The organism is Paraburkholderia aromaticivorans (assembly GCF_012689525.1).
In the GTDB taxonomy this organism is placed as follows: Bacteria; Pseudomonadota; Gammaproteobacteria; order Burkholderiales; family Burkholderiaceae; genus Paraburkholderia; species Paraburkholderia aromaticivorans_A.
Window position 1 is genome coordinate 1978900 of the sequence record NZ_CP051515.1, and the last position, 24355, is coordinate 2003254.

Below are 24355 nucleotides of genomic sequence, written 5' to 3' on the forward strand. Positions count from 1 at the left end.
CTATTGCACCGCAGGTCAAATTGAACCGATAGAATAAAAACGGCATGGCAGTGGGATAGTGGCGTCAAGCGGGCCAATTGCGCTCATATACGCGGTAGCCGCTATCCGCGGTGCTATGCTTGATCCAACCCTTTCCCTCGCTGGCTGCATGCATGAATTCCGCTGAACCGCTTCCCCCTCAATCGATCGACGGCACTTCGAAGCAGCGCATCCGCTTCGGCATCATCCTGTTGCCGAACTTCACGCTGACGGCGTTCTCGGGTTTCGTCGACCTGCTGCGCCTGTCCGCGGACGAAGGCGATTTCAGCAAACCCGTGCGCTGTTCGTGGAGCGTGATAGGGGAAACCCTCGCTCCGGTGCGCGCGAGTTGCGGCATCCAGATCACGCCGTGGGAAACGTTCGACAGCGCCGAACCGTTCGATTACGTGGTGGTGGTGGGCGGCCTGCTGCATTCCGGGCCGGCCGCGAACGACGCCACGCTCGCCTTCATCCGCCGCGCCGCCGCCACCGATGCGACGCTCGTCGGCATGTGCACGGGCGTGTTCTCGTTGATGCGCGCGGGCGTGCTCGACGGCTACCGCATCTGCGTGAGCTGGTTTCACTACTGGGATTTCATCGAGCGCTTTCCGTCGGTGAACGAGGAAGCGCTGATCGCCGACCGCCTGTTCGTCATCGACCGCCGGCGCATTACGTGTTCCGGCGGACGCGCGTCGATCGACGTGGCCGCCGCGATCCTGTTGCGTCATTTCGAAACCGCCACGGTGCAGAAGGCGCTGCGCATCCTGCTCGTCGACGACATGCAGAAAGGCAATGCGCCGCAGCCGCATCCGCCGGGGCTCGCGCCGGCCACGCATCCGAAGGTCAAGCGCGCGATTCTGCTGATGGAGCAGCATGTGGGCCGTTCACTGTCGCTCGATGAACTCGCGCGCAAGCTCGATCTTTCGCCGCGTCAACTCGAACGGCTCTTCAAGGCGCAAACGGGCAAGGCGCCGCAGGCCTACGCGAAGCAGGTGCGTTTGCGCACCGCCGCGTGGCTGCTGACGAGTTCGGATAAGACCGTGGCCGACATTGCGTCGAGCTGCGGGTTTTCCGATGCTTCGCATCTCGGCCGCGAATTCCGCAAGCAATTCGGTTTGCCGCCGATGATGTATCGCGAGCAACGCGGCACGGCGGCGGAAATGGAAGATAGTGGGGACTATGATGAAACGTTTCCGGGGCGGGCGCAGGCGATTTGAGGGTGGGTGAGGCGCCATGAACTTCATTGAGCGAATGCCCACGGTGTAAGCGTGTGTTCGGACCTGTCGATCGGGACGCGCGCCCCTCCGCCACAACCTCCCATTCCACGATCGCGGCAAATCAAAAAAATTCAACCCGGGTTTTCATAAAACGCAAAGCGTTGCCGAGCAAATTTTATGACGTCCTGAGGACCACCGAAGACACCGGTTCCGCCATCCCATCCTCGATCGGCATAAAAGAACCATTCTCCCGATACAGGCAAGACTGCGTACTGCTCAGAATAAAAACCAATCGCATCAGCCGGACTGTCTCCTGGATCCTTCATCAGTATTTTAAAAAAATCGTCGTCGGTATGCTGCGCTTCGACGATGAATCCCGGGTACTTGCCGAAATGCATATTGAAGTAGCTGAACGGGTCCGGATTGAGAACCACAACAGCGAACTCGCCCGTTCCGTTGAACGCTGCAATGTTCCGGATAAGGTCGAGAAAAACTTGCGTCCCAATGTTAGAAGAGTCGTAGTGCAACAACTCCGAAGCCAAGGTGACTGACACCCGTTCCATACACTCACGTGCACGCCGCCAAAGCGGCGTGAATGTCTCGCGGTCGTTGATGTAATCAATGTTGCTCATTAGCTGCCCAAGCGGATTTTGACGGTTGCGCCTTTTGAACCAGCAGGAAAATAGTCTGCAGTGGGCTGGCCCTGGTTCGACTGATCACGTACACCATAGCGATTCCCATCTTTAGTGAAGATATCCATCTTGCCATCTTTGCTAAGCGTCTGCTCCCAGCCGTCATTGCGCAAGTTTGCCTCAAACTCCGCTTTGCCTACGTCGGTTTCGATATTACAAACGCTGTCACCAACCGTAATATCTTCATACTCCGAAGTGATCCGCCCCGGCGGAATCCCATCCACCTCCGTCTCCGCAGCGGGCTTACACATCTGCTTGATGCGATCCCAGTTCTCCGCAGCTTTTCTCGCCCCCTGCCCAATGCCATAGCGCACGACCGGGTTCTGCAACAGCCGATAGACCACCGCGATACCGCGTATCGTGCCGTCGATCAGCCCGGCCGAAAAATGACAGCCGCTGCAAACGGTTGACATGCCCAGGAAGTTATCGCCGAGCAGTTGTCGCGCGCCCTGCAGATTGGCAGGCGGTCCCACCGGCGAATCACCATAGTTATAGTTATCGATCCACTGATTGGTTTCTTCGCTGGAGATCGGTATGTCCGTGCCGTCGTTCAGGTCAAGAGCGCTGCCGTTCTTCGCAACCGTACCTGTGCGTGACACAACCCGTCCGTCTGGCGAGTAGCCGAACGTGGCCTTGAACACGCGTCGAATTCCGCCGTTCGCCGGACTCGCGTATTCATTGAACTTGAAGTTGTCGATGCGTCCACGTCGGTCATAACGGAGAAAAAAGTCACCCGTTGGGTTATAGCCGTACTGGACGCGGTGTGCCGCGTCGCGGGATATGAACTCAGTCGCTTGCGGAATGTCTCCCAGCATGACAATGGCGAACGCATTGCCAGTTGAGTCACGATTGACTTTCCACTGGGCAGCAGCCTTTCCGTCCGCCAGTTGCATCACAAACGCGAGCCGGTTGTCGGCGTCGTAGGTCATGCCGTACGCGGTCGTCACCCCGTCAGCTTTGGTTGCGTCGAAAACGCTGGAGCCGGTCGGGTCGGTAGTCGGCGTCTCACTTATCCCGGTTACATTGCCGTTCGCGTCGTACACGAACGACTGGATCAGCTTTGGCGATGCGATCATCGCCGGACGTAGACCGGTCGACCTCGCCAGTCAGCGCGTTCTTGAAGCGCGTGTCGTCGTAGACATAGCGTCGCGCATAACCATCCGGCCAGGTGACCGAAACAAGATTGCTATTTGCGTCGTAGCCGTACTGGGTCAGACCACCTAGCGGATCGCTGAGACGTGACAGACGACGCTTATCGTCATAGCCAAGCCGGAGCGTAATGTCCTTGTTGGCGTCCGTGCCTTCAGCGTGCTGCGTGACAGTGGTCAGCAGCCCCGAGCCGTCATAGCTCAGCGTACGAACAAAGCCGGTCTTTGTGCGCTCAGCCAGCAGCACACCCTGGCCGGAATACGATTCAGCAGTGTCCGTGTTGAGGTCGGTGAGCGTCCATCCAGAGCCATTTTGCGCCAGTGCCAGACCAGTGAAGGCCTTGGTGCGCCAGGTACCAGCCGACCAGACGAAAGTAATGGGCTCACCATTCTCCCGATAGGCCAGCACCGTTGACGTGCTGCCGTTATTGGCATTCGCTAGTCCGAGGTTACGCTGCCAGCTATGGAACCAGACCGGCCCCATCGCCGTCGCCGATGCTGTCAGCGACTTTGAACGATACGTCCGCGCGAAAAGCATCGGAATGTCGTCACCGCTGACAAAATCGGCCTCCGTCAACGTGACCGCTCCGCTGCCGGGATACACCGGGTCAGCAACCGGACAACTGGCCTCGGGCTGATCATCCGCCGGTGTCGCGCACCACGCGTCGATAAGCGGCAAACTCACGCAGTTGTAGTACTGCATGCCGCCTGGCACGCCAGCGTAAGCATCCCACCTGCAGCTGGACGAACCTGGCTTTGCGCCAGTGGCCGCCCACACCGCATTGCAATCAGCCGCGTTCGCCCCGAACGCCATCATGAGCAGCATGAATGCAGCGAGCAGGCGGGCCGCCATCCCGGCCTGACTCTCTTTAATTCTGTTTCTTATCATGGTTGTCCCTATTGGTTGTACTTGGTTAAAGCCCAAGCACCCTATAGGGACAGCAACAAACGAAAAATCCGACAATTCCTAAAATTACGAAAAGCCTTCACCAACTTTAACGTGAGTCGACAAACACCGACGCACGTCGTAGGAACTCTGGATTACAACTGTCAGACGACATTGAAGTGCGCTACAAAAATTGCCTGATTTGACATCGACACACGAGACTGTCGACCGATCGCCGAGTTGCAAAATAAAGGAGAAACGAGGCGACGTAAAAGACATTCCCGAGGAGCGCCCCCTAGCCGCCGCATTCTACAAATCCCCCTTTACTTCCCCGCCACATAAGCCTTCACAGCCGGCAACCCATCCTTCCCGTCATACGTCTTCACCCCCGCCAGCCACTTATCGAGCACCGCCGGATTTGCCTTCAGCCATTCGCGCGCGGCCTTATTCGGATCGGTCTTGTTCATGATCGGCAGCATCACGTGATTCTCGATATCGGTCGTGAACTGCAGATTCGACACCAGCTTCGCGACGTTCGGGCAGCGCGCCGAATAATCGCTCGGCGTGACCGTCAGCACTTTGGCTTCACCATAGTTCGGACCGAACACAGCATCGCCGCCGGACAGATAATCGATCTTCATCTGCACGTTCATCGGGTGCGGCTCCCAACCCAGAAACACGATCGGCTTCTTGTCGCGAACCGCGCGGTTCACTTCGACCAGCATGCCCGCCTCGCTCGACTCCACCAGCTTGAACTTGCCAAGCCCATATTGATTGGTGTCGATCATCTTCTTGATCAACGCATTGCCGTCGTTACCCGGCTCGATCCCGTAGATCTTGCCGTCGAGCTTGTCGTAGTTCTTCGCGATGTCGGCGAACGTCTTGATACCGGACTGATACGCGTAATCGGGCACCGCCAGCGTGTATTTCGCGCCGGTCAGATTCGGCGTGGGCAACACGCTGAGCTGGCCGGACTTCCTGAACGGATCGATCATCGGGTCCATAGTCGGCGACCAGTAGCCGAGGAACACGTCGATCTGCTTGCTCTTCACACCGGCGAAGGTGATCGGCACCGAGGCGATCGTCTTGGTCGGCTTGTAGCCGAGCCCTTCGAGCAGGGTCGACGCCAGCCCGGTGGTCGCCGCGATATCGGTCCAGCCGACATCGGCGAACCGCACGTCGCGGCAAGTGGCGGGTTCCGCGGCAAACACAGACGACACAGACAGCGCGCACAACGACGCAGCCCACAAACGTTTCATGGCGTTCCCTCAGGGTGATTGATGTTTGACTGGTTTTGACGAAGCGGATTGTTTTACGCCGCTCACTACGCGGACAAGCGCCGCTCGACGCTCGGCGCGTGACCGAACTGCGCGCGATACGCCTTGCTGAAATGACACGCCGAATGAAAGCCGCACACGGCCGTCACGCGCGCAATCGACGCATCCGTATTGCGCAGCAACTCACGCGCGCGCCGCAACCGCAGCGTCAGGTAATAGTGCGTGGGCGACACGCTCAGGAACATCTTGAACATGCGTTGCAAATGCCGCTGCGACAGGTGCACGAGCCGCGCAAGTTCGTCGAGCGATAACGGCTCCTCGATATTCGCTTCCATCAGCCGCACCACCTCGACGAGTTCCGCGCGCGAGAAGCCGACCCGCGCGTCGACGGGAATATGCTGGTAGTCGGTCGAGCCGCGAATCCGCTCGACGATGAACTGCTCGGACACCTGTGCCGCCACCGCATGACCCAGCCGCATGTCGACCAGCTTCAGCATCAGGTCGAGCGGCGCGGTGCCGCCGGTGCAGGTCATGCGATCGCGGTCGATCACGAACAGTTCGTCGGCGAAACGCACATGCGGGTAACTCTTGTGCAACGGCGACATGTCTTCCCAGTGCACGGTGCAGCGGTAGCCGTCGAGCAGGCCCGCGGCCAGCAGCGCATACGGTCCCGTGCAAATGCCGCCGAGCGGTATGCCCTTTTCCGCGACGTCGCGCAGCAACGCGATCACCGTGTCGTCCACGTAATCGCGCACGTGCCAGCCGGCGCAGACGATCAGCACATCCGGCATGCCGGCTTCAGCGAGCGTCGTGGTGGGTTTCACCGTGATGCCGTTACTCGCTCGCGCCGGCTCGCCGTCCGGCGTAATCACCGACCACCGGTAGTGCTGCGCGCGGCCCACGTAGTTGGCCATGCGCAGTACCTCGACCGCGCTGGTGAACGCGATCATCGAAAAATTCGGCAGCGTCAGAAAGCCGACGTGCGCAAGCCCGGACAGCGGCGAATCGGCCTCGGGCTCGACTGGCGTGAGCGCGTCGCGCTTCATAGGTGGCTCAGCCGTGTTGCGCGGCCGGCTCGCGGCGCACTTTCATGACGCTGCGCAAGCCCGACAGCAGCGGCGCACGCGCCGTGCCCGGCGAACGGCCGAAGCTTTCCGTGATGCGGTCCAGAATGATCGCGAGCATCACCACTGAGAGTCCGCTTTCAAAGCCGAGCCCGATGTCGAGCCGTTGAATACTGGCCAGTACGTCGTTGCCGAGACCGCCCGCGCCCACCATCGACGCGATGATCACCATGGAGAGCGCCATCATGATGGTCTGGTTAACGCCGGTCATGATCGACGGCAGCGCATTCGGAAACTGCACCTTGTAGAGCAGTTGCAACGGCGTGCAGCCGAACGCCTGCCCTGCTTCGACGATTTCCCGGTTCACATGTTTGATGCCGAGCGACGTAAGACGCACCGCCGGCGGCATGGCGAAAATCACCGTGGAGAGAATCCCCGGCACGCGGCCGAGACCGAACAGCATCGCCGCCGGAATCAGGTAGACGAAGGCCGGCATGGTCTGCATCAGGTCGAGCACGGGTCGCACGATCATCTCGACCGTGCGGCTCTTCGCGGTCCAGATGCCGAGCGGCACGCCGAGCAACAGACTGATCAACGTCGACGACAGCGTCAGGCCAAGCGTGATCACCATCTGATCCCAGAACCCGGTCCCATAGATCAACAGCATGGCTAGCAGCGTGAACAGCGCGAAGCGCCAGCCCACCCGCCACAGGCCGATGCCGACGAAGAACGCCATCAGCGCCCACATCGGCACAGCTTGCAAGCTGTGTTCGATCACCGCGGCAAAGCTCTCGATCACCTTGCCGATGGAATCGAAAGTTTTTGCGTCGTGGTCGAGCAGGTAGTGAACGCCGTGATCGACCCAGGCGCCAAGTGGAATGACTTCAGACATGGGAACTCCGATGGCGCGTGAGAACGTTCAGCACGTTCGTCTTGTTGACCGAACCACAGTAGGAGCCGTCGGCTTCGACAACCGGCAGCGGCGCGCGGCTCGCCACCACGCGTTCGACGACGTCGTCGAGCGGCGTGGTGCGGCGGATGCATTCGATCTGATTGAGCTGCGGCGAGGCGCTGCCCATTGCGTCGCGGCACACGAAGCCGCGAATCTTGCGCTCGCTATCGAGCACGAACGCGTAGTCGGCGCTGCCGTTGAGCGTGGCGGCCACGCTCGATGCGTCGATCTGCGGCGAGTGCTGCATGAGCGGCACGGCGTCGGTCTGCATCAGATCGCCGGCGGTCAGATAGCGGCTGGTGTCGATGCCTTCGAAGAACGCGCGCACGTAATCATCGGCGGGATTGGTGATGATCTGCTGCGGGGTGCCGACCTGCACGACCCGGCCGCCTTCCATGATCGCGATGCGGGTGCCGATGCGCATCGCCTCTTCCAGATCGTGCGACACGAACAGGATCGTGCGCTGCTGTTCGCGTTGCAGATCAAGCAGCACGTTCTGCATTTCCTTGCGTTTGAGCGGATCGAGCGCGGAGAACGCCTCGTCCATGATCATCAGTGACGGGTTGACCGCCAGCGCTCGCGCCAGACCCACGCGCTGCTGCATGCCGCCGGACAGTTGCGCGGGCAGCTTCTGCGCGAAGGGCGCGAGGCCGACCTGCTCGAGCACGGTCATCGCGCGCTTCTCGCGCTCCTTGCGCCCCACGCCCGCCACTTCGAGCCCGAAGGCCGCATTGGACAGCACGGTGCGCTGCGGCATCAGCGCGAAGGACTGGAACACCATGCTCATGTCCTTGCGGCGCAGCGCCGTCAGCTCGGAGCGCGGCACGCTGGCCACGTCGCGGCCGTCGATCAGCACCTTGCCGGCGGTCGGCTCGACCAGACGGTTGATCAAGCGGATCAGCGTCGACTTGCCGGAGCCGGACAGGCCCATCAGCACGAAGATCTCGCCTTCCTTGACTTCGAACGATACGTTGTGGACGCCGACAATCTGACCGGTGCGCGCGAACACTTCTTCTTTCGTCGCGCCGCCAGCCAGCATGCCGATCGCCTGTTTCGGGTTGGTGCCGAACACCTTGCACAGCCCTTCGACCACGACCTTGGGGGAATTCATTGAATACTCTCCTATGTCGACCGGAGTTAGCGCTTTAACGCTTACTCCGGTCCTATGCACCGCGTCGACCGGAGTTGGCGCTTTAGCGCTTACTCCGGTCCCATGCAAGATAGTTGCTGCAGTGGCGGACGTCTGTCCGCGCTGTGCATACATAGTTGCCAGAAAAAAGTATCGCTAGCCGACTATTTGCGACAGGCACATGTGGAAATGCGACACCCGTTTTTTGGGCATGCCGGCCAGTGGGGGCTGGAGCCTTGTGGGGTAAGGGTTTGGCGGGTGTCGAGGGGCGCTTCGAGGCGTGTCGCGTTAGAGCAAGTGGAGGCGATGCGACGCAGAAAAGTGCTGTTCGTGGGAGTCTTCAGGCCTTATTGCCGCAACGCAGCAGCGCACGTACCCGAAACCTCAGCCGAAAAACCCGTTGTGCCCGCCATTCAACGGCGAGATGTGCGCACCAGGGTAGCGTTCACGAAAACGAGACACCCCTCTTTCTCGACCTCGGCGAGTGTTTCGTACAGCGCGGCGCTGTGCAGTTCAGCGGAGAGGTCGGTTTTGTATCGTTTGACTTTGCGTCTGGATGCCATGGTGCTGTGCCCGTCTATCGAGTCCACAGCATCAGAGCGTAATCGATTCAGATACGCAAAAGATCAAAGCCCTAAAGCGCGTCGTGAGCGAGAACGACAACGCTTCTCTTCACCATTCGAGGGGGCTGGATCATCGCGCCGCGTGCGCGGTCCGATACCCTCGCCGACCGACAGCCAACGTGAGCAGAGCCGAAACCGCAAGGCTCGCCGCCACCACATAGAGCCCGGCGGCATACCCGCCCGTCACGCTTTTCAGCCAGCCGATCGCGAACGGCCCAACGAAGCCGCCCAGGTTGCCGATCGAATTGATCATGGCGATGCCGGCAGCCGCACCCGCGCCCGAGAGAAAGGTGCTTGGCATCGCCCACAGCGGCGCCTTCGCCGCGCTGATGCCGACGTTCACCACGACCAGTGCCAGCACGACGCCGAGCGCCGTGTCCGCGAGGCCGGCCCAGGCGAGCCCGATGGCCGCCGCCACGCAAGGAATCACCACGTGCCAGGTGCGCTCGCCGCGACGGTCCGAATGACGCGCCCACACCACCATGCCGATCACCGCCAGCACACTCGGAATCGCATTCAATGCGCCTGTGCGGAGCGCGCTGAAACCGAACTGACGAATGATAAGCGGCGCCCACAGGCCGAGCGTGTAGAGTCCCGCGGAGGTGCCGAAATAGATCATCGACATGATCCACACACGCGAGTCGCGTAGTGCGGCGAGCGCACCCGCGGCATGGCCTGACTGCGATTCGCGTCCCATCCGTTCTTCGCGCAAGGTGGCGATGAGCCACGCTTTTTCATCGGCGGCAAGCCATTTGGCTTTGTCCGGTGAATCGGTGAGCGCTTTCAATACCACGAAGCCGAGTAGCACGGCGGGAATCGCTTCGATGACGAAAAGCCACTGCCAGTCCTTCAGGCCGAACAACGCGGGCATCTGCATGATCGCGCCGGAAATCGGCGAGCCGATGGCCGTCGAGAGCGGCGCGGCCGCCATGAACGCGGCGGCCGCGACGGCGCGCTGGCGGGCGGGAAACCACTGGCTCAGATAAAGGATGATGCCAGGGAAGAAGCCGGCTTCGGCCACGCCAAGCAGAAAACGCAGCGTATAGAACGAGGTGGGCCCTGACACGAATGCCGAAGCCGCCGACACGAGACCCCACGTCACCATCACGCGTGCGATCCAGATGCGCGCACCGACCTTGTTGAGAATGAGATTCGACGGCACCTCGAACAGAAAATAACCGAGGAAGAAAATGCCGCCACCGAGCCCGAACATGGTCGGCGTCAGGCCGAGATCCTTGTTCATGGTGATGGCCGCGAAGCCGACGTTCACACGGTCGAGAAAGCTGACAAAGTAAAGCAGCATCACAAAAGGCAAGATGCGCCAGGTCAGCTTGCGAACCACTCGGGCCTGCAATTCATTGTTCATAGCTGTCTCCACTCTATCTCTGCTCGGTGCAGTGAGATCGCCCGTGACGCGTTGGTCCGGGCGTTATGGTTTTGTGTGATGTGTGCGTGGCGGCTTCAGGCGGCCTTGACGCTCGCAACCGGTTCGGTCGACGTCGGCGTCGACGACCCCGCGGCCAGGATCGCGCACACGGCATCGGTCACCTGCACGGTCGTGGCCGTGCCGCCCAGGTCGCCCGTATGCAGCGACGGATCCGCCGTGACGCGCTCGATTGCCGCCATCAATTGCTGCGCGGCGGCGTGCTCGCCGAGATGCTCCAGCATCATCACCACCGACCAGAAGGTGCCGACCGGATTCGCGAGGCCCTTGCCCATGATGTCGAATGCGGAGCCGTGAATCGGCTCGAACATGGACGGATAGCGGCGCTCAGGGTCGAGATTCGCGGTCGGCGCGATGCCGAGACTGCCGGCCAGCGCCGCGGCCAGATCACTGAGAATATCGGCGTGCAAGTTGGTGGCGACGATCGTGTCGAGCGTGGCAGGCCGGTTGACCATGCGCGCGGTGGCGGCGTCGACGAGTTCCTTGTCCCAGCGGACATCCGGAAACTCCTTTGAGATCTGCACGGCGATCTCGTCCCACATGACCATGGCGTGACGTTGCGCGTTGCTCTTGGTGATCACGGTCAGCAGCTTGCGGGGCCGCGACTGTGCGAGCTGGAACGCGAAACGCAGAATGCGTTCGACGCCCGCGCGGGTCATCATCGAAACATCGGTGGCGACTTCGATTGGATGGCCCTGATGAGCGCGGCCGCCCACGCCGGCGTATTCGCCTTCCGAGTTCTCGCGCACGATCACCCAGTCGAGATCCTTCGGCCCGCAGCGCTTCAACGGCGCGTCGATGCCGGGCAGGATGCGCGTGGGGCGCACGTTCGCATACTGATCGAAACCCTGGCAGATTTTCAGGCGCAGACCCCACAGCGTCACGTGATCGGGAATATGCGGGTCGCCCGCCGAGCCGAACAGAATCGCGTCCTTGTGACGAATCGCATCGAGTCCGTCGGCCGGCATCATCACGCCATGCTCGCGGTAGTAGTCGCCGCCCCAGTCGAAATCCTCGAACTCGAAGCCGAAGGCGTCGCTGCGCGCCGCGATGGCTTCCAGAACGCGCCGGCCCGCGGGTACGACTTCCTTGCCGATGCCGTCGCCGGGAATGGTTGCGATGCGATAGGTCTTCATTGGGCGTCTCCATGATGTTGAAAGCATGGAGCGCATCGTAGAACGGCCACTGCCCGAAAAAACGCTGCTAGACTCAAAGCATCCTTAACTCCAGGTTAACAATAGGCCGCTTCATGACCTCGTCGATCCAGCCGGACGATCTGGCTTTTTTCTCCACGCTCGCCGCGAGCGGCAGCCTGACTGCGGCTGCGCGCGAACTCGGCCTGAGCACGGCGGCCGTCAGCAAGCATCTGACGCAGATGGAATCGCGGGCCGCCGTCTCGCTCGTCAACCGCACGACTCGGCGCATGAGCCTCACACCGGAAGGCGAGCTGTATCTGACGCGCGCGCGGCGCATTCTGAGCGAGATGGACGACCTCGCCCAGTTGCTCGGCGGCTCGCAGGCAGCGCCGAAAGGCCTGCTGCGCGTGAACGCGACGCTCGGTTTTGGCCGCAGCCACGTGGCTCCGCTGATCTCGCAATTCGTGCGGCGCTTTCCCGAGGTGGACGTGCAGTTGCAGCTTTCCGTCGATCCACCGCCGCTCAGCGACGACGCCTTCGACGTGTGCGTACGTTTCGGCGAGCCGCCGGATGCCCGCGTGATCGCGCGCCGGGTTGCGTCGAACCGGCGTCTGCTGTGCGCTTCGCCGCGCTATCTTGCCGAGCGGCGTGCGCCGCGCAGCCCGGCCGAGTTGGCGCAGCACAACTGCATCGGCATTCGCCAGGGCGGCGACGCTTACGGCGTCTGGCGTCTGACCAGCGGACGCGGCGCCACGGAAAAGACCGAGACGGTCCGTGTGCGCGGTAACCTGACCACCAACGACGGCGAAATCGCGGTGAAGTGGGCGCTCGACGGCCACGGCATTCTGATGCGCGCCGAATGGGATATCGCGGAGTATCTCGCCGATGGCCGGCTCGTTCACGTCCTGCCCGACTACCGCACGCCGGGCGCGGATATCTATGCAGTGTACCCGCAGCAGTTACAGATGACGGCGCGGGTCAAGGCGTTTGTCGACATGCTGGTCGAGACGCTGGGCGCGCGTTGAGTGAGTGTGGCTGAAGTGGGTTGAGTCGCGTCGCATGGCTCGCGGACGCGATCCGTACTGGCAGCCGCGCGACGTTCAGTCCCGCCGCGCGGCTGCCTGCACGATTACTGGCTCGCGCCTGCTCCGACACCGGCCTTCTTCTGCGCTTTCTGCAGCTTGTCCGGATAGTTCGGGTCGTTCTGACCCGGCTGATAGCCTGCGTCTTCAAGCTTCTTCAGCTCGGCATTCTTCTTGGCTCGGGCTTGCTTGCGCGCCTCTTTACGCTCCGCTTTGGTGGGTTTCGCACTGCTCGCCGCGGCGGGCGCAGCCGACATGGCAGCGTCGCTGGCGCCTTGAGCCGCGGCGAGCGGAATGGTGCCTGCCACCATGGCGGTGACGGCAAGGCCGAGCATGATCTGTTTAATGGCAACGCTCTTCATTGTTAATTCCCCTCTCGAAAGTTGGCAATAGCATTCAAGCTTGTCTATGAGTCTTCTGTTCACCACGCGAGCCGCGCACGACACTCAGTACGGACTCGCGCTCAAAGCTTACAGGCAAACCATCAAAAGAGTCATTTCAGCGCCGCCAGAGGGTGTTGCATCAAGCAGACGAATCTCCCGAGCCAGCCACGCGCGCCGCATCCTCTTCCTGCAATTTTCGCCACAAGATCTTGCCGCTGCCCGACTTCGGCAGCGACGCCACGAATTCGACGACGCGCGGCGCCTTGTACGAGGCCATCTGCTCATGCGCCCAGTCGATGATCTCCTGCGCAGTAATCGTGCCTGCATGCGCCGCGTCGGGCACCACCAGCGCCTTCACGGTCTCGCCGCGCTTCTCGTCCTTCACGCCGATCACGCAGAACTCGTGAATCGCCGGATGCCGGTACATCAGCGCCTCGACTTCAGCCGGCCAGACCTTATAACCGGACGCGTTGATCATCCGTTTGAGACGATCGGTCATGAAGAAATAACCGTCCTCATCGATATGGCCGAGATCGCCGGTTCGCAGAAACCGCTTGCCGTCGAGTTCGATGAACACTTCGGCCGTCGCCTTCGGATTACCCCAGTAGCCCCGCATGACTTGCGGCGCATGGGTGACGATCTCGCCGGTTTCGCCTTGCGGCAGCTCCGCCAGCGAAACCGGATCGATCACGCGCGAGTCCACGTCGAACACGGGTATGCCCAGGCACTGCGGCTTCGGACGATGCGGCGGATTGATGTGCGTGCCGGCAATCGTCTCCGTCATGCCGTAGCCTTCGACGTAATCGAGACCGGTCAGCGCCTTGAGCTTTCTGGCAATCGCGTCCGGCATCGCCGCGCCGCCGCCGCGCGTGCCGGTCAGGCTCGACAGATCGTATTCGTTGAGCTTCGGGTTCGAGAGGAAATCGACCATCATCGTCGAGATCGACTGCCATGCGGTGACGCGATATTTCTGCATGCATAGCGCGGCGGCCTCGCGATCCCAGCGCGGCAACAGCACGATCGTCATGCCGGAGAAGACCGCGCTGTTCATGCCGCCTTGCATGCCGGTCACGTGAAAGAGCGGCAGGACAGATAGATAAACGCCGTCCGGCGGCGACGAGAACCAGACGCAGCCGCCGAGCAGCGTGCTCATCACGCTGCGGTGCGTATGCATGCAGCCTTTGGGCTTGCCGGTGGTGCCCGACGTGTAAGGCATCACGCACAGATCGTCGGGACCGGTGGTGAGCGGCCCCGGCGCGATACGTTGCTCGATCACTTCTTGCCAAGACGTGACGCCGGGAAGATTGAACGTCTTGCGCGGCGCGGCGACGAATTCAGGCACGGGAATCGGCGAGGTCTTCTTCAGATAATCGCTATACGTCGCGACGATTGCGTGCTCGATGCCCTTTCCGGGCCCGCTGCCGATCAGCGGCTCGACGTTCGCGAACAGGCATTGCGGCGCGATGATCGTGGTCGCGCCGCTGTCCTCCACGTAGTGCGCCAATTCGGCGGTCATGTTCATCGGATTGACCGGCACCACCACCGCGTTCGCCCGCAGGATGCCGTAGTAAGCGATGATCCATTGCGGACTGTTCTGCATATACAGCAGCACGCGGTCGCCTGCTTTGACCTGACACGCCTGCTGCAGAAAACCCGCGATCCGTTCGGCTTCGTCCTTGAATTCGGCGAACGTGATCGCCGTGTCGTAGAAGATGATGAACGGCTTGTCGGGATAGCGCGCCGCCGAGACTTCGGCGTTATAGAAAAGATTGGTCTCGGGCAGCGTCAGATGCAGCGGCACTTGCGGCGGCCAATGCGGGTGATGGCGTTCGTTCATCAGCGTCTCCAGCTTTTTACTGTCGGTGCGCGCTGGCTTGCTGCCGCGCGCTTCGTTCGCATCGCCGCGTCTGACCAGACGTGACACTCACACGATGATCGCGCCGCCGTCCACCGCGAATTCCTGGCCGGTGATATGGCGCGACGCCTCGCTCGCGAGAAACACAATCGGACCTTTGAGATCTTCGTCGCCGCCCAGACGTTGCAAGGGCGTGCGCGAGACTATCGCTTCTTCGAGTTTGTCGAGCAGACCCGCCGTCATCTTCGAAGGAAAAAAGCCCGGGCAAATCGCATTGACGTTGATGTTGTACTTGCCCCACTCCGCGGCGAGCGCCCGCGTGAAATTGATCGCGGCGGCCTTGGACGTGTTGTACGCAATCGTGTTCATGCCCGGCGGCGAACCCTTTAAGCCCGCCACCGAAGCGATATTGACGATCTTGCCCGCGCGCCGCGGGATCATGCTGCGCTTGCCGACTTCGCGAGCGAGAAAGAACGGTGCGTTGACGTTCAGGTTCATGACCTTGTGCCACGCTTCGTCGGGATAGTCTTCGGCGGGCGCGCCCCATGTCGCGCCCGCGTTGTTGACGAGAATATCGATGCGGCCATGCAGGCCCAGTACTTCGTCGACGAGACCGGGGATGCCTTCGAAGCGCTGCAGGTCGTTGACCACCGTTTGCACTTCGATGCCGATCTGTTGCAGATGCGTTTTCGCTTCAGCGAGTTCGTCGGCCTTGCGCGCGGTGATGGCGACGCGGCAGCCCATTTCGCCGAGTGCCTCGGCCATTTGCAGACCGAGGCCGCGCGAGCCCCCGGTGATGAGTGCCACCTTGCCGTCCAGTTGAAACAGGTCCTTCACAGACATTGCGTCGCTCCTCCAGATTTGTTCTGCTATGCAGATGGGTATGCCGCGTTTTGCGCCCATCATACGTGCCGAAATTCGGCCTGTAAATAAAAGCACGATCATTCACTTTCAATATAAACTGACACGCATCGTCGAGTAGCGGAGCATCGGGAAATACCCGAATACCGCGCTTCTCAACCGCGCCGGGCCGATATGGTCGAGGGCGTTTTTACGCTTGCCTTACGTCGCTGTTCCGCAAAGCGGCTTACTTTTCACGGGTCTTCTCTCATGCAAGATGCGCTGATCATCAACTCACGTGATCTCGAGTTTCAGTTGTTCGAAGTGCTCGAAGCGGAGACGCTCACGCGCCGCGCACGTCACGCCGATCACAGCCGCGAGACCTTCGACGCCGCGCTCGACACCGCGCATACGGTCGCCGTGGAAAAGTTCGCGACGCACAACCGTCTCTCGGACGAACACGAGCCGCAGTTCGACGGTCAACGCGTCACCCTGCCCGTCGAGGTCAAAGAGGCACTCGACGCCATGCGCGCCACCGGCTTTCTCGCCGCGGGCAAGGACTACGAATGGGGCGGCATGCAGTTGCCGTCGGTGATTTCGTTTGCGTGCCTGTCGCTCTTCAAGAGTGCGAACATTGCGACCGCGTCGTATGCCATGCTGACCACGGCGAACGCGAACGTGATCGAGCGCTTCGGCAGCGAAACGCAAAAGCGCAAGTATCTGCAAGCGCTCTTCGAAGGCCGCGCGTTCGGCACCATGGCGTTGACCGAACCGCAAGCGGGTTCGAGCCTGTCCGATCTCGTCACGAGCGCCACGCCCAATGCGGACGGCACCTATTCGATTCGTGGCAACAAGATTTTCATTTCAGGCGGCGACCACGAGTTGAGCGAGAACATCGTGCATCTGGTGCTGGCGCGCATTCCAGGCGGGCCGCCGGGCGTCAAAGGCATTTCGCTCTTCACCGTGCCGAAGTTCCATGTCGACGAAGACGGCAGCCTCGGCGCGCGCAACGACGTCGCCCTCGCGGGACTGATTCACAAGATGGGCTGGCGCGGCACGACGTCGACCATGCTGTCGTTCGGCGAACACGGCGAATGCATCGGCGAACTGGTGGGCGAGCCGCATCACGGTCTCGCCTATATGTTCCACATGATGAACGAGGCGCGCATCGGCGTCGGACTCGGCGCTGTCATGCTCGGCTACCGCGGCTATCTCGCGTCGCTTGATTACGCGCGCGAACGCCCGCAAGGACGTCGCCCCGACAACAAGAATCCGCTCGATCCGCAATTGCCGCTGATCGAACACGCCGACGTGCGCCGCATGCTGCTCGCACAAAAAGCCTATGTGGAAGGGGCTTATGCGTTGTGCCTGTACGCGGCGCGTCTCGTCGACGAACAGAACACCGGCGAGAGCGAAACCGCGCGCACCGAAGCGGGCCTGCTGCTCGATCTGCTGACGCCGGTGGTGAAATCCTGGCCGTCCCAATGGTGTCTCGAAGCGAATAGTCTCGCGATCCAGATTCACGGCGGCTACGGCTACACGCGTGAATATCCGGTCGAGCAGTTCTATCGCGACAACCGGCTGAACATGATTCACGAAGGCACGCACGGCATTCAGGCCATCGATCTGCTCGGCCGCAAGGTGACGATGAAACAGGGCGCCGCGCTCAAACAACTGGCCCGCGAAATCCAGCACACCATCGACGCGGCGCGCGAACGCCCGGCATTGCACGCGCACGCCGATGCGCTCGGCGAAGCGTGGACCGATCTGACTGCCACAGTCGAGGCGTTGCTGCCCACGCTGACCCATGAAAGCGAACGCGCGCTCGCCAACGCGAATGCGTTTCTCGAAGCCTTCGGCCATATCGTGATTGCGTGGACATGGCTGCGTCAGGCGATCGTCGCAAGCGCTGCGCTACCTGCTTCGCATAGCGAAGCAGACGCGGACTTCTATCGCGGCAAGCTGCATGCGTGCCAGTGGTTCTTCCGCTGGGAATTGCCGCGCGTCGCCTTGATGCTCGCCACGTTGCGCACGCTGGACGACACCACGCTCAGCATGGCGCCGCAATGGTTCTAGGCGTCGCCGCATTGACGCGCATTGACGCGCATGGACGCGCATTGACAAATCGGCAACCGGATATGTGGAACATCGTCGTCACAAGTGCGCAACACAAATAGTCGCAATGATCGCCGGAATGGCTGCCAATGCGGCGTTCCAGCCAGTTTTTCCAGCATGAGCGCTTCGGCTGGAGTATTGTTTAAGCGCGCCGGGAGCGTCGCAGCATCACTCTTCTACAAGACAGGGTGCTCCTCGTGAGCGGAAAAGTGCTCGCAAGCGCGTGGTTTTTTGCATGCAACGAAGCGACATCAACTTTTCGAGGATGGAGAAAACGTGAAAACAGTCAATCTTTTGAAGGCGCTCGGCATCGCATTGTGTTTAGCAACGGCGGCAAGCGCCTATGCGCAGTCGAGCGACGCGATGGCGTCCAGCGACACGTCGGCGCCCAGTGCTAAAACGGTCAAGAAGACGGACCGCTCGCTGGGTCTGCAAGTGCGCAAGGCTCTGTCGAAAGCGCAGGGTTTTGACGTGTCGAACGTGTTCGTCCGGGCCCGTGGCGGCGCGGTGACCCTGACCGGATCGGTGCCCGACGGCGCGCAGATTCCGCAGGCAGAGGAAGTGGCGAAGGGTGTGGCCGGCGTGAAGTCGGTGAGCAATAAGCTCACGATCGGCACGCAAGGCGGCGGCGGAGGTTAAGCGCCCGCTTTCACCCGGTGACTTGCCGGTGACGACAGGCAACGCCGCTCGTCGCTCGATGCGAGCGTGAGGCGTTGCCTGTCGTCCTGGTATTTGAAACGCTTATTGAAGCGCTCATTGAACGTACAAGGAAGCGTCTATCGTCGAACGAGGCCGACCACGTAACGGCACGCGTCTTCGCCCGCGTTGAAGAACTCGCATTCGAGCGGCGCGCCAAGCTGCAGACAATCCCCGGCTTCCAGCCGGTAAAGCTGCTTGCCTTCCCGGAAGGTCAACACGCCAAGCGTCACCCATATCTGTTGATGCTGGAACACGAAAGCATCCGGCGGGTACGGCACTTTCACGCCCGGCGGCAGCTCGATCTCCAGCAATTCCAGCACGCCGCCCGTGGGTGGCGAGATTCGCCGGCGCGTGTAGCCGGTCTCCGGGTCTTGCCAGACCGCTTGTTCCGCATACCGCACGAGCCGTTCGCCAGTCTGCTCGGCAAGCGCCAGCAAGGTCGACAAGGTCAGGCCGAACGCGCCTGACAGACGCCCGAGCACCGTCGCCGTGGGACTCGCCTCGCCTCGTTCTATCTTGCTGATCATCGCCTTCGACACGCCCGAGCGCTCCGCCAGTTCGCTCAGCGACCAGTTGCGCGCCTCGCGCTCGGTCTTCACGCGCAAGGAAATCGCCTGGGTCAGATCGATGGCAGCGGATTCGGACATGGAAAGATGGACGAGTTGGAAGGTGAGGAAAGCGGGCACCGCAAATTATATCGAGGCAGTGTAGACATGGACGCTGGCATCCACGCTCGCCTCGCCGCTCATTAAAGGCCGAAATCAATGTCTTGCATAGTGATTTTTCGTCCACTATATTAAACGCAAGATCGCGACAGCAACCCGCACAACCGCACGCGACTCGAACGTCAGCCGTAAGCATTCGTCCACCCAGCCGGAAGACACCATGCCGAAGGAAATCGTTCTCAACGCGTTTGACATGAACTGCGTCGGCCACATCCAGCAAGGGATGTGGACTCATCCGCGCGATCAGTCCGCGCGCTACACGGATTTGCAGTACTGGACCGACTACGCCCGCACGCTCGAAGCGGGCCTGTTCGACGGCATCTTTTTCGCCGATGTCGCCGGCGTCTACGACGTCTACGGCGGCAACCCCGACGCGGCAATTCGCGGCGCCGTGCAGGTGCCGGTCAACGACCCGACGCTGCTGATCCCGGCCATGGCGGCGGTGACGCGTCATCTGTCGTTCGGCGTCACGTCCAATCTCACGGTCGAGCAGCCATATCTGTTCGCGCGGCGCATGTCCACGCTCGATCATCTGACGCGCGGCCGGGTCGGCTGGAACATCGTCACCGGCTATCTGGACAGCGCGTCGCGCGCGATCGGCCTCACCGGCCAGATGGCGCACGACGACCGCTACGACCTCGCCGACGAATACATGGAACTGGTCTACAAACTGTGGGAATGCAGTTGGGAAGACGGCGCGGTGCTGCGTGACAAAGTTCAGGGCGTGTATGCGGACGCGTCGAAGGTCCATGTGATTCATCATCACGGCAAGCAGTATCGGGTGGACGCGATGCATTTAAGCGAGCCGTCGCCGCAGCGCACGCCGGTGCTGTATCAGGCGGGGTCGTCAGCGCGCGGCAAACGGTTCGCCGCGGCGCACGCGGAGTGCGTGTTCGTCAACGGCCAGGCGAAGCCGGCCGTGAAAGCGATCGTCGACGATATTCGCGCGCACGCCGTTGCGGGCGGCCGCAAAGCCGACGACATCAAGGTGCTGCTCGGGCAAACCGTCATCACCGGACGCACGGACAGCGAGGCGCAGGAGAAGTACGCGGAGTACCGCCGTTATGTCAGTTCCGAGGCGGCGCTCGTGCATGCGGCGGCGTCGCTCGGGATCGACTTCGCACGCTACGACCTCGACGAGCCGATCGAAACCGGCAAGAGTCAGGCCATCGTCTCGAACGTCGAAGCCATGACGCGCGCCGCCGGTCCGCAGTGGACCAAACGCAAGCTGCTCGAACAGATGGTGCTGGGCAGCCGTCAGGCGCCGCTCGTCGGCTCGGCCGAACGGGTAGCGAGCGAACTGATCGCGTGGACCGAGGAAGCGGGCGTGGACGGTTTCAATCTATCGCGTACGGTCGCGCCCGAATGCTTCGAGGATTTCATCGCACACGTCGTGCCGATTCTGCAGGAGCGCGGCGCCTACAAGCACGCGTATCGCGACGGCACCTTGCGCGAGAAACTCTTCGGTCATGCGCGCTTGCCTTCCAGCCACACGGCGGCGAAGTTCCGTTCGCCCGCTTGCGCCGCCGCTCCGGTTCCTGGCAATGTTTAGCAATCGCGCCGTGATGCACGCCTTCACTTCGTGCCGCCCGCGCCGCCACGCAGCGGCGCGGCGATTCTTTCGCAGAGGCTCACATGCTTGACAGGAACACCTTTCGCGACGCGATGGCCGGCCTCGGCGCCGCCGTCAACATCATCACGAGCGATGGCGTGGCGGGTCTGGCCGGCTGCACCGCGTCGGCGGTCTGCGGTGTGACGGACGAGCCGCCCACGCTGCTCGTCTGCATCAATCGCAGCAGCCGCAACAACGCGGCTTTTCGCGCCAATGGCAAGCTCTGCGTCAACGTGCTGAGCGCCGAGCAGCAGACGCTCGCCGCGCACTTCGCCACCAGCACGCTGCCGATAGCGGAACGCTTTGCCGCCGCGCAATGGGACACCCTCGCGACGGGCGCACCGGTCCTGCATGGCGCGCTCGCTTCGCTGGACTGCGAGATCGAATCGGTCACCGAAGTCGGCACGCACACGGTGTTCTTTTGCGCCGTGAAAGCCGCGCATACGCACGTCGCCGGCGATGCGCTGATCTACTACGGCCGCCGCTATCACCGCGTCGGCGCGCGCTCCGTGCACGCGACGCATGCGGCCGAAGCCAGCGACGCGCTCGCTGCTGAATCGGCCGGCTAACGCACGATGCACGGCACCAGACACGCATGAAAGAAGCCTCGGCAAGCCCGCATCGATCGAGCCGCGCGATGGCCGGCAAGACGCGTTCGCTCGTGATTCTGCTGCTCTGCCAGGTGGGCGCGATGAGCGTGTGGTTTTCATCGTCGGCCGTCGTGGCGATCGTCAGGCAGGTAGAGAGTCTGTCTGCCTTGCAGGCGACCTTGCTGACGAGCGCCGTGCAGGCCGGCTTCGTGGCCGGCACCGTCACGAGCGCCCTGCTCTCCCTTGCCGACCGCTTCGATCCTCGGCGGCTCTTCATGATTAGCGCGTTGACGGCGGGCGCCGCCACCGCCTGTCTCGTATTCCTCGCGCCAGCGAGTCCGCTTGCGATCCTGTTGCGGCTGTTGACGGGCATCTGCATGGCGGGCGTTTATCCGGTCGGCATGCGGCTCGCGGCAACCTGGGCGAAAGGCGATCTCGGTTTATTGATCGGGCTGCTGGTCGGCGCGCTGACCTTCGGCTCGGCGAGTCCGCATCTGCTGGCGGCGCTCGGCGGTTCGAACTGGCGCGCGATCTATGGCATCTCGGCGTGCTGCGCGCTGCTGGCGGGCGTCGCGATTCTGCTGTGCGCCGTCGGGCCGAATATGGCGCGCGCGACGCGCATCGAATGGTCCGCACTGGCCGGCGCCTGGCGCAACCCCGCGCTGCGGCTCGCGAACCTCGGTTATCTCGGCCACATGTGGGAGTTGTACGCGATGTGGGCGTGGCTCGCCGTATTCCTGCAAGCGAGCTTTACGGCGGCCGGTATGCCGCAGCCGCGCGCGGCGGCCGAATGGCTGACCTTCGGCGCGGTCGCGGCGGGCGCGCTCGGCGCGTGGCTCGGCGGCGTGCTGGCGGATCGGCTCGGCCGCACCACCGTGACGATCGGCGCGATGGCCGTGAGCGGCGCGTGCGCCGCGTTGATGGGCTGGCTGCTCGGCGCGCCGGTCTGGCTGGTCGGCTGCGTGGCGCTGTGCTGGGGGATTTCGGTGATCGCCGACTCCGCGCAGTTTTCGGCGAGCATTGCGGAACTCGCCGAGCCGGCGTCGATCGGGACGTTATTGACCGCGCAGACCTGCGCGGGTTTTCTGTTGACGCTGGTGAGCATTCATCTGGTGCCGGATGTCGTCGCGTTGGCGGGTTGGCGCGGCGCCTTCGGCATGCTCGCGATCGGGCCGCTGCTCGGCTGTATCGCGATGCTGCGTTTGCGGAATTTGCCGGATGCGCGACGGCTTGCGGGTGGCCGGCGTTAGAACGCCGAGCCGCTACCTGGTCATCCTCTCCAATGTCCCGGCATCCACGCCCAATGATTGCCTTCCCAACGATAGTGGCCTTTCACCCAGTGATAGCCCGGCGCGGGCGCGGCGGGCACCACCTCGACGAGCGGCTCGGGTTGCGGCGGCCGCGCCGGCTCGACCACGCAGGCTGATAACAGTGCGGCGCAAAGAGCCGCGAGCGATACGGCGCGTAGATTCGATTTGATTTTCAAGTTCCTCTCCTGAGCGTTCTGATTGGATGTAAGCCGGTCCTTTTGCCGACTCTTTGGGTGACAAACAGGTGAATCGGCGCCATGCCGGCTCGCCGGGTGACTTCAAGTGAACTGCTCTCCTTGCCGCTCTTTGAACGACATCATCTGAGCCGTCCCGTTGCCGGCTCTTTGACTGACGACGTGGATGAAAGCGGATTCATTTGCGGCATCCAGTCAATCTCCATACGCCACCACTACGCGCGCACGATGCCGCTCAGCGGCCGCCCCGCCGACGCCCGACCAAATAGCGCGGCCGCCGTGCGCTGCGGATCGAGTCCGAGACTTTCGCTCGCGGTGCCGGCGATCAAGGCATCGAGCGAGGTGGTCGGCTTGAGGTCACGCGCTTCGTAAAGGTTGTGCGGCGCGAGACCCGGCCAGTCGGCGATCACACGTCCGCCCTGCACCGAGCCGCCGAGCACCATCGCCACCGATCCCGTGCCGTGATCAGTACCGCCCGTGCCGTTGGCGGCGGCGGTTCTGCCGAACTCCGTGGCGACCAGCACGGTGGTCTTGCTCCACAACGGGCCCATGCCGTCGCGCAACGACGCGAGCATCGTGTCGAGCGCTTTCAACTGATTAGCGAGGCGCGCGTTCTGCGCGCTGTGTGTGTCCCAGCCGCCGGTTTCGATCATCGCGATCCGTGGCCCGTTCTCGCGTGACAGGAAACCAGCGGCGAGCTTGCCGAGACTCGCCGGATCCTGACGCGCGCTGGCGTCGCCCGCCAGACCGCGCGCGGTCATCGCCGACTCCCACAACGGACGCAACTGCGCGTCCTGATCGTAGAGTTGCGAGACGCGCGTGAGCAGATCGTCGGGGGCTTGCGGCAAAGCCGAAGGCGCATACGACGTCACCGCCGCCGGCCCGCGCAACGCCATCGGCACGGTCGGCGCGAACGCGATTGCGTTCTCACGCGTGGCCGGCAACTGCGCGACGAGCCGGTTCAGCCAGCCGTCTTTCATCTGATACGGCGACGTGCCGCCGGTCTCGAGCACGTTCTGTCCGTCGAAGTGCGAACGGTCGCGATACGGCGACGCCACCGCGTGCACGAACAGCGCCTGATGGTTCGCATACATCGCGGCGGTCTGAACCATCGCGGGATGCAGCGCGAAGGTGCCGTCCAGGCGCGGCGCGTTCGAAGTGTCGATGGCAAGCGCGCCGCGCAGTGTGGCGTAGGCGGGTTCGGCGTACGGCACGACGATGTTCAGACCGTCGGCGGCGCCGCGCTGGATCACGAACACGAAACGGCTCTCGGTGGCGACGCTTGCGAACGCGATCCGCGGCGACACGAGCATCGCGCCCGCGCCGGCGGCGGCGACGCTCAGAAACTTGCGGCGTGACAGCAT

Annotated in this window: 22 protein-coding genes; 7 read left to right on the top strand and 15 right to left on the bottom strand. The window is 62.4% G+C overall.

Annotated features, from left to right (window positions below):
* Nucleotides 1-152: 152 nt before the first annotated feature.
* Nucleotides 153-1235: a GlxA family transcriptional regulator gene (locus tag HF916_RS20695; RefSeq protein WP_168790703.1), complete on the top strand. Its 1083-nt coding sequence runs from the start codon at nucleotides 153-155 to the stop codon at nucleotides 1233-1235.
* Nucleotides 1236-1366: 131 nt separating this feature from the next.
* Here HF916_RS20695 and HF916_RS20700 read toward each other — a convergent pair whose 3' ends face one another.
* From HF916_RS20700 to HF916_RS20735, 9 genes are all read right to left on the bottom strand, one after another.
* A complete protein-coding gene (locus HF916_RS20700) occupies nucleotides 1367-1867 on the bottom strand; it encodes a hypothetical protein (RefSeq protein ID WP_168790704.1) in 501 nt (166 codons plus the stop codon).
* The gene (locus HF916_RS51000; RefSeq protein WP_240975454.1) at nucleotides 1867-3003 is read right to left on the bottom strand and encodes a hypothetical protein; all 1137 of its coding nucleotides are present in this window, start codon (nucleotides 3001-3003) and stop codon (nucleotides 1867-1869) included. The genes HF916_RS20700 and HF916_RS51000 overlap by 1 nt, the downstream gene beginning before the upstream one ends.
* On the bottom strand, nucleotides 2933-3928 hold the full coding sequence (locus tag HF916_RS51005) for an RHS repeat domain-containing protein (protein ID WP_240975455.1): 996 nt from the start codon (nucleotides 3926-3928) through the stop codon (nucleotides 2933-2935). Before HF916_RS51005 ends, HF916_RS51000 begins: the two co-directional genes overlap by 71 nt.
* Before the next feature lie 356 nt (nucleotides 3929-4284).
* Nucleotides 4285-5220, bottom strand: coding sequence for a choline ABC transporter substrate-binding protein (locus HF916_RS20710; RefSeq protein ID WP_168790705.1), 936 nt, complete (start codon nucleotides 5218-5220; stop codon nucleotides 4285-4287).
* A 65-nt stretch (nucleotides 5221-5285) separates the two neighbouring features.
* A complete protein-coding gene (locus HF916_RS20715; RefSeq protein ID WP_168790706.1) occupies nucleotides 5286-6284 on the bottom strand; it encodes a GlxA family transcriptional regulator in 999 nt (332 codons plus the stop codon).
* 7 nt (nucleotides 6285-6291) lie between these two features.
* On the bottom strand, nucleotides 6292-7194 hold the full coding sequence (gene choW, locus HF916_RS20720) for a choline ABC transporter permease subunit (RefSeq protein WP_168790707.1): 903 nt from the start codon (nucleotides 7192-7194) through the stop codon (nucleotides 6292-6294).
* Nucleotides 7187-8365, bottom strand: coding sequence for a quaternary amine ABC transporter ATP-binding protein (locus HF916_RS20725; RefSeq protein WP_116144550.1), 1179 nt, complete (start codon nucleotides 8363-8365; stop codon nucleotides 7187-7189). The genes choW and HF916_RS20725 overlap by 8 nt, the downstream gene beginning before the upstream one ends.
* Before the next feature lie 711 nt (nucleotides 8366-9076).
* Entirely contained in the window at nucleotides 9077-10372 is a 1296-nt protein-coding gene (locus HF916_RS20730; protein ID WP_168790708.1) for an MFS transporter, read from the bottom strand.
* Nucleotides 10373-10467: 95 nt separating this feature from the next.
* Nucleotides 10468-11586, bottom strand: coding sequence for a tartrate dehydrogenase (locus HF916_RS20735; protein WP_168790709.1), 1119 nt, complete (start codon nucleotides 11584-11586; stop codon nucleotides 10468-10470).
* Between the two features lie 113 nt (nucleotides 11587-11699).
* On the opposite strand from HF916_RS20735, the gene HF916_RS20740 reads away from it, so the two are divergent.
* Nucleotides 11700-12611, top strand: coding sequence for a LysR substrate-binding domain-containing protein (locus HF916_RS20740; protein ID WP_168790710.1), 912 nt, complete (start codon nucleotides 11700-11702; stop codon nucleotides 12609-12611).
* Nucleotides 12612-12715: 104 nt separating this feature from the next.
* On the opposite strand, the gene HF916_RS20745 is transcribed toward HF916_RS20740, so the two are convergent.
* The 3 genes from HF916_RS20745 to HF916_RS20755 all read right to left on the bottom strand — a co-directional run bounded on the left by HF916_RS20745 (nucleotide 12716) and on the right by HF916_RS20755 (nucleotide 15749).
* Nucleotides 12716-13030: a hypothetical protein gene (locus tag HF916_RS20745; RefSeq protein ID WP_206001831.1), complete on the bottom strand. Its 315-nt coding sequence runs from the start codon at nucleotides 13028-13030 to the stop codon at nucleotides 12716-12718.
* A 160-nt stretch (nucleotides 13031-13190) separates the two neighbouring features.
* Nucleotides 13191-14888: a long-chain fatty acid--CoA ligase gene (locus HF916_RS20750; protein WP_168790711.1), complete on the bottom strand. Its 1698-nt coding sequence runs from the start codon at nucleotides 14886-14888 to the stop codon at nucleotides 13191-13193.
* Between the two features lie 87 nt (nucleotides 14889-14975).
* Nucleotides 14976-15749, bottom strand: a complete 774-nt coding sequence (locus HF916_RS20755; protein ID WP_168790712.1) for an SDR family oxidoreductase — start codon at nucleotides 15747-15749, stop codon at nucleotides 14976-14978.
* A 267-nt stretch (nucleotides 15750-16016) separates the two neighbouring features.
* On the opposite strand from HF916_RS20755, the gene HF916_RS20760 reads away from it, so the two are divergent.
* Together HF916_RS20760 and HF916_RS20765 are read left to right on the top strand one after the other, a co-directional pair.
* A complete protein-coding gene (locus HF916_RS20760) occupies nucleotides 16017-17822 on the top strand; it encodes an acyl-CoA dehydrogenase (RefSeq protein ID WP_168790713.1) in 1806 nt (601 codons plus the stop codon).
* A 315-nt stretch (nucleotides 17823-18137) separates the two neighbouring features.
* The gene (locus HF916_RS20765) at nucleotides 18138-18500 is read left to right on the top strand and encodes a BON domain-containing protein (protein WP_168790714.1); all 363 of its coding nucleotides are present in this window, start codon (nucleotides 18138-18140) and stop codon (nucleotides 18498-18500) included.
* A 137-nt stretch (nucleotides 18501-18637) separates the two neighbouring features.
* Here HF916_RS20765 and HF916_RS20770 read toward each other — a convergent pair whose 3' ends face one another.
* A complete protein-coding gene (locus tag HF916_RS20770; protein ID WP_168790715.1) occupies nucleotides 18638-19207 on the bottom strand; it encodes a helix-turn-helix domain-containing protein in 570 nt (189 codons plus the stop codon).
* A 238-nt stretch (nucleotides 19208-19445) separates the two neighbouring features.
* Here HF916_RS20770 and HF916_RS20775 point away from each other — a divergent pair, with 238 nt between their 5' ends.
* The 3 genes from HF916_RS20775 (at nucleotide 19446) to HF916_RS20785 (ending at nucleotide 22737) form a co-directional block, all read left to right on the top strand.
* Entirely contained in the window at nucleotides 19446-20837 is a 1392-nt protein-coding gene (locus HF916_RS20775; protein WP_168790716.1) for an LLM class flavin-dependent oxidoreductase, read from the top strand.
* A gap of 83 nt (nucleotides 20838-20920) precedes the next feature.
* The gene (locus HF916_RS20780; protein WP_168790717.1) at nucleotides 20921-21466 is read left to right on the top strand and encodes a flavin reductase; all 546 of its coding nucleotides are present in this window, start codon (nucleotides 20921-20923) and stop codon (nucleotides 21464-21466) included.
* A 26-nt stretch (nucleotides 21467-21492) separates the two neighbouring features.
* The gene (locus HF916_RS20785) at nucleotides 21493-22737 is read left to right on the top strand and encodes an MFS transporter (RefSeq protein WP_168790718.1); all 1245 of its coding nucleotides are present in this window, start codon (nucleotides 21493-21495) and stop codon (nucleotides 22735-22737) included.
* Nucleotides 22738-22757: 20 nt separating this feature from the next.
* Here the strand turns inward: HF916_RS20785 and HF916_RS20790 are convergent, their stop codons facing one another.
* Nucleotides 22758-22973 carry a YXWGXW repeat-containing protein gene (locus tag HF916_RS20790; protein ID WP_206001832.1) on the bottom strand — a complete coding sequence of 72 codons (216 nt, stop codon included), beginning with the start codon at nucleotides 22971-22973 and terminating at the stop codon, nucleotides 22758-22760.
* A 233-nt stretch (nucleotides 22974-23206) separates the two neighbouring features.
* Nucleotides 23207-24355 carry a DUF1501 domain-containing protein gene (locus tag HF916_RS20795; protein WP_168790719.1) on the bottom strand — a complete coding sequence of 383 codons (1149 nt, stop codon included), beginning with the start codon at nucleotides 24353-24355 and terminating at the stop codon, nucleotides 23207-23209.